This window comes from Nocardiopsis mangrovi (assembly GCF_042653925.1).
Lineage (GTDB): Bacteria > Actinomycetota > Actinomycetes > Streptosporangiales > Streptosporangiaceae > Nocardiopsis_B > Nocardiopsis_B mangrovi.
Genome location: NZ_JBHSFQ010000062.1, coordinates 1 through 9,530, shown reverse-complemented (window position 1 = coordinate 9,530; position 9,530 = coordinate 1). Strand labels below are relative to the sequence as shown.

2 protein-coding genes are annotated in these 9,530 nt (G+C 75.8%); both read left to right on the top strand.

The window, feature by feature from the left end; genetic code table 11:
* Positions 1-3,811: SDR family NAD(P)-dependent oxidoreductase (locus ACFO4E_RS29725; protein WP_378580591.1), on the top strand; the 3,811-nt coding region annotated here is incomplete at its 5' end.
* A gap of 63 nt (positions 3,812-3,874) precedes the next feature.
* The coding region (locus ACFO4E_RS29720; RefSeq protein ID WP_378580589.1) for an SDR family NAD(P)-dependent oxidoreductase at positions 3,875-9,530 on the top strand (5,656 nt) is incomplete at its 3' end.

Genomic DNA, 9,530 nt, shown 5'->3' with positions numbered 1-9,530 from the left:
CCTGCCCACCACCCCCTTCACCCACCACCACTACTGGCTCCCCACCACGACCGCGACGACGGACGCCGGCGGGCTCGGACAGACCCCGGCCGACCACCCCCTCGTGGGCGCCGCGGTGGAGCTGCCCGAGGACGGCGGGGTGGTGCTGACGGGCCGGGTGTCGGTGTCCTCGCACCCGTGGCTGGCCGACCACGCCGTGGACGGCCGGGTGCTCTTCCCGGGGACGGGCTTCGTGGAGCTGGCGGTCCGCGGCGGCGACGAGGTCGGCTGCGCCGTGGTCGAGGAGCTGACGCTCGCGGCGCCGCTGGTGCTCGACGGCGGGCAGTCGGTCTTCCTCCAGGTCGCGGTCGGTGCCGCGGACGAGGACGGCCGGCGCACCGTCGCCGTGCACTCGCGTACGGATGCGCGGGACTGGACGCGGCACGCGAGCGGCACTCTGGCCGCCACCTTCGACGGCGAGGGAGCCGACCTGTCGGAGTGGCCGCCCGCCGGTGCCCGCGAGGTGGATGTGACCGACCATTACGCCACCCTGGCCGCCCGCGGATACGGGTACGGGCCGGCCTTCCAGGGGCTCAGGCGCGCGTGGGTGCGCGGCGACGACGTGTTCGCCGAGGTGGCCCTCGGCGAGGAGGAGGCCGCGCGGGCAGGGGGCTACGGGCTCCACCCGGCCCTCCTGGACTCCGCGCTGCACGCCCTCGGGGCCGTCGAGAACGGGGCGGACACCGATGAAGCGGTGTCCCTGCCGTTCTCCTGGACCGATGTGCGGCTGCACGCCTCCGCCGCCGGCCGGCTGCGGGTGCGGCTGACCTCCGGTGCGGACGGCGCGGTGGCCATCGAGGCGGCCGACGCCGACGGGCGGCCCGTCGCCTCCATCGGCGCCCTGGTCATGCGCGAACTCACGGACCGGCAGGGGGCCACCGCGCCCGCGCCCGCGCCAGCGTCCTCGTCCGCGCTCCTGCGCATGGACTGGGTGCCGTTCGGCTCCAAGGTGCCCACCTTCGAGGGAACCGTCGCCGTGGTGGGCGGGACCGGGGACTTCGGTGTCGCCGAGGCGCTCGCGCGTGGCGGCGTGCGGGTCCGGGAGGTCGCGGACCCGGCGTCGGCCGCCGCGCTGGAAGGCGTGTCCGCGGTCGTGGTCCCCGTCCGGACCCCGGAGGCCGGCGACGACCCCGTCGGCGATGTGCGCCGCGGTCTCGGCGGCGTGTTGAAGGCGGTGCAGGCGTGGCTGGCCGATGACCGCCTGGCGGATGCGCGGCTGGTCGTGGTGACCCGGGGCGCTGTCGCGGCGGGTCCGGCCGACGCGGCTCCGGGACTGGTGGGGGCCGCGGTGTCGGGGATGGTGCGTTCGGCGCAGGCGGAGTCGCCGGGCCGGGTGCTCCTCGCCGACGTGGACGCGGCGGCGGAGTCGGCGGCGAACCTGCCGTCGCTGCTGGGTGTGGCGGACGAGCCGCAGGTGGCGGTGCGCGGCGGCGACGTCCTGGTGCCGCGCCTGGCCCGCACCGATACCGCGCGCGACCTCGCGATCCCCGCCGAGGGCGCCTGGCGGCTGGACGCGGAGGCGAAGGGCTCGATCGACGGCCTGCGCCTGGTGGACGCCCCCGGAGCCGACCGCGCCCTGTCAGGGGGCGAGGTGCGCGTGGCGGTCCGCGCGGCGGGGGTGAACTTCCGCGACGTGCTCAATGCCCTGGGCATGTACCCGGGTGAGGCCGGGGCGATGGGCGTCGAGTTCGCGGGAGTGGTGCGCGAGGTGGGCCCGAAGGTGAAGGGCCTGGCCCCGGGCGACCGCGTGATGGGTCTGAGCGACGAGGGGACGTTCGGCCCCCGGGTCGTGGCGGACCGGCGGATGCTGGCCGCGATCCCCGAGGGCTGGACCTTCGCCCGTGCCGCGTCGGTCCCCAGCGTGTTCGCGACGGCGTGGTACGGGCTGGTGGACCTGGCGGGGATCGGCCGGGGCGATCGGGTGCTGGTGCATTCGGGTGCCGGCGGTGTGGGGATGGCCGCCATCCAGATCGCCCGCAGCGTCGGAGCGGAGGTGTTCGCCACCGCGTCGCCGGGCAAGTGGGATGTGCTGCGCGGCCTGGGGCTGGCCGAGGACCACATCGCGTCCTCGCGCGACCTCGGCTTCGCCGAGAAGTTCGGCGCGGTGGACGTGGTGCTGAACTCCCTCGCGGGCGAGTTCACCGACGCCTCCCTCGACCTCCTCGGCAAGGGGGGCCGGTTCATCGAGATGGGCAAGACCGACCTCCGCACCCCCGATCAGATCGCCCGATCCCACCCGGGCGTGGTGTACCGGTCCTTCGACCTGATGGACGCCGGCGCCCGGCGGATCGGGCAGATGCTCGGCGATGTCGTCGGCGCGTTCCGGAAGGGTTCGCTGCGACCGATACCGGTCCGGAGCTGGGACGTGCGCCGTGCCGGCGAGGCGTTCCGGTTCATGGCGCAGGCTCGCCACCGCGGCAAGATCGTTCTCACCATCCCCCGGACCCTGGACCCCGAGGGCACCGTCCTGGTCACCGGCGGGACCGGCGGCCTGGGCGCGGTCCTCGCCCGCCACCTGGTACGGGAACGGGGGGTCCGCCACCTGGTGCTGGCCTCCCGCAGCGGTGCCGAGGCCGAGGGGGCCGCGGGGCTGGTCGCCGACCTGGAGGCGGCGGGAGCCGCGGTCGAGGTCGTGGCCTGCGACGTGTCCACCTCCGACGGGGTGGCGCGCGCACTGGCGGCCGTCCCGGAACGGCACCCGCTGACGGGGGTGTTCCACACCGCGGGCGTGCTGGCCGACGGCGTGGTGTCGTCGCTGGACGACGACCGCCTCGGCCGGGTCCTGGCCCCGAAGGCGGACGCCGCCTGGCGGCTGCACCATGCCACCCTCGGCATGGACCTGGCGGCCTTCACCCTGTACTCCTCTTCGGCCGGGACCCTGGACAGCGCGGGCCAGGGCAACTACGCGGCGGCCAACGCGTTCCTCGACGCGCTGGCGGCGGCGCGGAGCGCGGCCGGCCTGCCCGGTCTCTCGCTCGGGTGGGGCGTATGGGATCCCGAGACCGGCGGCATGACCCGGCGGCTCTCGGACGGCGACCTGGGCCGGGTATCGCGCTCGGGGTTCACCCCGCTGAGCGCGCGGCAGGGCATGGAACTGCTGGACGCCGCCCTGGCGCAGCCGGAGCCCTTCCTCCTGCCGCTGCCCATCGACGCCCGCGCCCTCGCCGCACGCGACGAGGGGATCCCCGCCCCGCTGCGCGGGCTGGTGGCCCCCGCCCGCCGTACGGTGCAGGCGGTGGCGGGCCCCGGCGCGGAGCAGGCGGGGGAGTCGTCGCTCGACGACCGGCTGGCGAGCCTGCCTCCGGCCGAGCGGCGGCAGGTCCTGGTGTCGCTGGTGCGGTCGGAGGCGGCGGCGGTGCTGGGGCATTCCTCAACGGACCAGGTGGACCCGGACAAGAGCCTCTCCGAGCTCGGGTTCGACTCCCTGACCTCGGTGGAGCTGCGCAACCGGCTGGGCCGCGCCACCGGGCTGCGCCTCCCGGCGACGCTGGTCTTCGACCACCCGACGGCGGCGGCCATCGCCGACTACCTCGGGGACCAGCTCCTGCCCGCCGAGGAGCCGGTCGAGGAGCAGGTCGCCCACAGCCTGGTCGAGCTGCGCAGGCTGCTCGACCAGGTCTCCCCCGATGACGAGGCGCGGTCCTCCATCACCGCCCGCCTCCAGAGGTTCGTGGAGGAGTGGCGCGGAGCCCGGACCGGCGACGGCGAGGGGAGCAGTGTGCGCACGGCGCAGGCGGACGAACTGTTCGCGCTGATCGACGAAGGGCTGTGACCCCCATCCCGGTCGTCCGATCGGTGACGCAGGCCCCGAAGACCCCAAGGAGAAGGTGACGGCGTGGCGGACGAAGCGAAGCTCCTCGACTACCTGCGACGGGTGACCGAGGACCTCCAGCAGGCCAACCGGCGGTTGCGCGAGGCGGAGGCCAAGGAGCGGGAGCCGATCGCGATCGTGGCGATGAGCTGCCGCTACCCGGGCGGGGTGGAATCACCGGAGGGGCTGTGGCGGCTGCTGGAGGAGGGCCGGCAGGGGATCGTCCCGTTCCCGAAGGACCGGGGCTGGGACCTGGAGGCCCTCTACGACCCGGATCCGGCGACCCCCGGCACGACGTACGTGCGCGAGGGCGGGTTCCTGGAGGGGGCCGGGGAGTTCGACCCGGCGTTCTTCGGGATCACGCCGCGCGAGGCCGTGGCGATGGACCCGCAGCAGCGGCTGCTGCTGGAGGTGTCGTGGGAGGTGCTGGAGCGGGCCGGGATCGACCCCGGCACTCTCCGGGGGACCCCCACCGGGGTCTTCATCGGCGCCTTCGCCGACGACTACGAGGTGGGCGCGGGCCCGCTGCCCCCCGGCAGCGAGGGGTATCTGGGCACGGGCAACTCCAGCTCCGTCATCTCCGGCCGGGTGGCCTACACCCTGGGGTTGGAGGGTCCGGCGGTGACGGTGGACACGGCGTGCTCGTCGTCGCTGGTGGGCATCCACCTGGCGTGTGAGTCGCTGCGCCGCGGCGAGAGCACCCTCGCCCTCGCCGGCGGGGTGACGGTCCTCGCGACGCCCGAGCTGCTGGTGGACTTCAGCCACCAGCGCGGCCTGGCGCACGACGGCCGGTGCAAGGCGTTCTCCGACGAGGCCGACGGCACCATCCTGTCCGAGGGCGCCGGCGTCCTGCTGCTGGAGCGGCTGTCGGACGCCCGGGCCAACGGGCACCGGGTGCTCGGGGTGATCCGCGGCAGCGCGGTCAACCAGGACGGGGCCAGCAACGGGCTGTCGGCGCCCAACGGGCCGTCGCAGGAGCGGGTGATCCGCCAGGCGCTGGCCAACGCCGGCCTGGAGCCCGGCGACGTCGACGCGGTCGAGGCCCACGGCACCGGCACCACCCTCGGCGACCCCATCGAGGCGCAGGCGCTGCTGGCGACCTACGGGCGCGGGCGTGACGCCGGCGAGCCGCTATGGCTCGGGTCGGTGAAGTCGAACTTCGGCCACGCGCAGGCCGCGGCGGGCGTGGCGGGCGTGATCAAGATGGTGCTCGCGCTGCGCCACAGCCGGCTCCCGAAGACGCTGCACGCCTCCACCCCCACCACGCACGTGGACTGGGACAGCGGGCGGGTGCGGCTCCTCGGTGAGGCGCGGTCCTGGCCTGAGCGCCCCGGCAGGCCGCGCCGCGCCGGCGTCTCCTCCTTCGGTATCAGCGGCACCAACGCGCACGTGATCGTCGAAGGCGCCCCCGAGCCGGCGGCGCCGTCCGGCGATGGCACGGCCGCGGCCGGCGCCTGCGCGGACGACGGCCGGCCGGTGCCGTTCAGTGGCGGCGCGGTGCCGTGGGTGGTGTCGGGCCGCGGCGAGGCGGGCCTTCGGGGCCAGGCGGGGCGGCTCGCGTCGTTCGTGCGGTCGGCCCAGACCCCCGGCCGGGACCCGGAGCGTTCTCCGGGCGTGGCGGACGTGGCCCGCGGACTGGTGTCGCGCGCCGTGTTCGAGGACCGCGCGGTGGTCGTGGGGTCGGATGCGGAGGGGCTGCTGGCCGGGCTGGACGCGCTCGCGGTCGGCGACTCCGCACCGGGCGTCGTGAAGGGCTCGGTGCGGGCACGCCGTGAGGCGGTGTTCGTGTTCCCGGGGCAGGGGGCGCAGTGGGCGGGGATGGGCGCGGAGCTGGCGGGCGAGTCGCCGGTGTTCGCCGAGCGGCTGGGTGAGTGCGCCCGGGCGTTGTCGGAGTACGTGGACTGGGACCTCTTCGACGTCATCCACCAGCGCCCCGGAGCGCCCACGCTGGACGCCATCGAGGTGTTGCAGCCGGTCACGTTCTCGGTGATGGTGTCGCTGGCGGCGCTGTGGGAATCGGTCGGCGTGGCGCCGTCCGCTGTGGTGGGCCACTCACAGGGCGAGGTCGCCGCCGCATGCGTTGCGGGCGTGCTGTCGCTGGCGGACGCGATGCGGGCGGTCGTCCTGCGCTCGCGGCTGTTCGCCGAGCGGATGACCGGGCACGGGGCGATCGCGGCGGTGGGGCTGTCGCGGACCGACGCGCGGGCGCGCGTCGAGGCGGTGGGGGACGGACTGTGGGTTGCCGCCCACAACGGTCCCGCCTCGTGCGCCGTCTCCGGTGAGCCGCGCGCCCTGGAGGAGTTCGTCGCGGGGCTCCGGGAGGAGGGGGTGCGGGCGCGGATCGTGCCGACCACGGTGGCGTCGCACTCCCCGCTCGTCGAGCCCGTGCGCGAACGGCTGCTGGAGCTGTTCGCGTCGGTGTCGCCGCGACAGGGGCGGGTCCCGTTCTACTCGGCGGTGCGCGGCGAAGTGGTCGACGGGCGTGATCTGGACGCCGCCTACTGGTACGCCAATGTGCGGGAGCCGGTGGAGTTCGCGGGAGCCGTGGAGGCGCTGATCGGCGATGGCCGGACCGCGTTCGTGGAGGTGTCACCCCACCCCGTGCTGGGGATGGGGGTGCAGGACATCCTGGACGCGCGCGGGGCCGCGGGGCTCGTCGTTGGGTCGCTGCGGCGGGACGACGGCGACGCGCGGCGGTTCCTGCTGTCGGCCGGAGAGGCGTTCACCGGAGGGGTGGGGGTCGACTGGGACGCCGTGGTGTCGGGGCTCGGCTCCGGGCCCGCGTCCGCGTCCGGTGCGGGCGCCGCCGCGGTCACCGCGCCGCTCGAACTGCCGACCTACGCCTTCCAGAGGGAGCGGTACTGGCTGGAGCCGCTGTCCGTCATCGCCGACGCGGGCGGGCTGGGCCAGGCCCCGGCGGATCACCCTCTGGTGGGGGCCGCGGTGGAGCTGCCGGAGGACGGCGGCGTCGTGCTGACCGGCCGGATGTCGGTCGCGTCGCACCCCTGGCTCGCCGACCACGCGGTCGGCGAGACGGTGGTGTTCCCGGGGGCGGGCTTCGTGGAGCTCGCGGTCCGCGCCGGCGACGAGGTCGGCTGCACGGTCGTGGAGGAGCTGACGCTGGAGGCCCCGCTGGTCGTGGCGGAGGGCGATCAGGTGGCCCTCCAGGTCGCGGTGGGCGCCGCGGACGACGGCGGGCACCGCACCGTGGCCGTTCACTCGCGCACGGGTTCGCGGGACTGGACGCGGCACGCGGGCGGCATCCTCGCCCCCGCCGGCGGATCCGGCGCGGCCGGCGGCGCCGGCTGGGACCTGGCCGAGTGGCCCCCCGCCGGCGCGCGCGAGGTGGATGTGGCCGGCCACTACGAAGGGCTCGCCGCCCGCGGGTACGGGTACGGTCCGGCGTTCCAGGGGCTCAAGCGCGCCTGGGTGCGTGACGGCGCGGTCTTCGCCGAGGTCGGCCTCGGCGAGCAGGAAGCGGGGCAGGCGGCCGGCTACGGGATCCACCCCGCTCTCCTGGACGCGTGCCTGCACGCGATCGGCCTGAACGCCGATGCGGACACCGGCGACGGCGTGGAGCTGCCCTTCGCGTGGTCGGACGTGGAACTGTGGGCGACCGGCGCGGCGCGGGTGCGGGTGCAGGTGCTCGCCGACGGCGGGGTACGGCTGGCGGACGGCTCGGGCGCCCCGGTCGCGGCGGTCGGCGGGCTGGTGACCCGGCCGCTGCCCGCGGGCGGGCTGGCCGCGGCAGGCGGGGGCGGTGACGGTCTCGCGGGTGTGCACCACCTGGGCTGGGTGGCCCCCTCCGCGTGGAACCCGCCGCGCCTCGACGGGCTGTGCGCCGTCGCCGGCGTGGCGGGCGGGGACTTCGGTGTCGCCGAGGCGCTGGCGCGCGGTGGCGTGCGGGTCCGCGTGGTCGAGGACCTGGAGTCGGCCGCCGCACTGGCGGGCGTGGCCACGGTCGTGATCCCCGTTCCCGCACCGGAGGTCGGCGATGACGTCGGCGGCGGTGTGCGCCGGGGCCTCGGCGAGGTGCTGTCGGCGGTGCGGGCGTGGCTGGCCGACGACCGGTTGGCGGATGCGCGGCTGGTCGTGGTGACCCGGGGTGCCGTGGGGGCGCGTGCCGGTGATGGGGGTCCCGGTCTGGTGGGGGCGGCGGTGTCGGGGCTGGTGCGGTCGGCGCAGGCGGAGTCGCCGGGGCGGGTGCTGCTGGTGGACGTGGACGCCACGGCGAAGTCGTGGGAGGCCCTTCCGGCCGTTCTCGGTGTGGCGGACGAGCCGCAGGTGGCGGTGCGCGGCGGCGATGTGCTGGTGCCGCGCATGTCCCGCGCCGACGCGGCGCGCGACCTCCGGATCCCGGACGGCGGTGCGGGCGCCGCCGGCGGGGGTTCCGGCCCATGGCGGTTGGACGCGGCGGTGAAGGGGTCGATCGATGGCCTCGCCCTGGTCGAGGCGCCCGAGGCGGACCGTCCGCTGGCCGCGGGTGAGGTGCGGGTGGAGGTCCGCGCGGCGGGGGTGAACTTCCGCGACGTCGTGGTCGCCCTGGGCATGGTCCCGGAGCAGGGCGCGCCGATCGGCGGCGAGTTCGCCGGCGTGGTGCGCGAGGTCGGACCGGGCGTCGCGGGCCTGTCCGCGGGCGACCGGGTCATGGGCCTGAGCGACGAGGGGACGTTCGGTCCGCGCGTCGTGGCCGATGGGCGGATGCTCGCCGCGATGCCCGACGGATGGACGTTCGCCCGCGCGGCGTCGGTCCCCGGCGTGTTCACCACGGCGTGGTACGGGCTGGTGGACCTGGCGGGGATCGGCCGGGGCGATCGGGTGCTGGTGCATTCAGGTGCCGGCGGTGTGGGGATGGCGGCGATCCAGATCGCCATGAGCCGTGGAGCCGAGGTGTTCGCCACCGCGTCGCCGGGCAAGTGGGGCGTGCTCCGGGGGCTCGGCGTTGCCGAGGACCACATCGCGTCCTCGCGCGACCTCGGCTTCGCCGAGAAGTTCGGCGCGGTCGACGTGGTGCTGAACTCCCTCGCGGGCGAGTTCACCGACGCCTCGCTGGCCCTGCTGGGTGAGGGCGGCCGGTTCGTCGAGATGGGCAAGACCGACCGCCGCGACCCCGCAGCCGTTCAGGAGGCGTACCCGGGTGTGGTGTACCGGTCCTTCGACCTGATGGACGCCGGTCCGGAGCGTGTCGGCCGGATGCTGAGCGGCATCCTGGGCGAATTCCAGGGCGGTTCGCTGGGCCCCATCCCGGTCCAGTGCTGGGATGTGCGGCGGGCGGGCGAGGCGTTCCGGTTCATGGCCCAGGCCCGCCACCGAGGCAAGATCATCCTCACCATCCCCCGGACCCTCGACCCCGAAGGCACCGTCCTCATCACCGGCGGCACCGGCGGCCTGGGCGCCATGCTGGCCCGCCACCTCGTCACCGCGCACGGTGTGCGCCGCCTCGTACTGGCCTCGCGGCGCGGCCCCGAAGCCCACGGCGCCACAGAACTCATCACGGAACTGGAAGCCGCAGGCGCCGCCGTCGACATCGTGGCCCTCGACGTCTCCTCGCGCGAGGAGGTCGACGAACTCATCGGATGGGTCCCCCCCGAGCACCCCCTGACCGGGGTCTTCCACACCGCCGGCGTCCTCGCCGACGGCGTCGTCTCCTCCCTCGACGACGACGCCATCGACCGCGTCC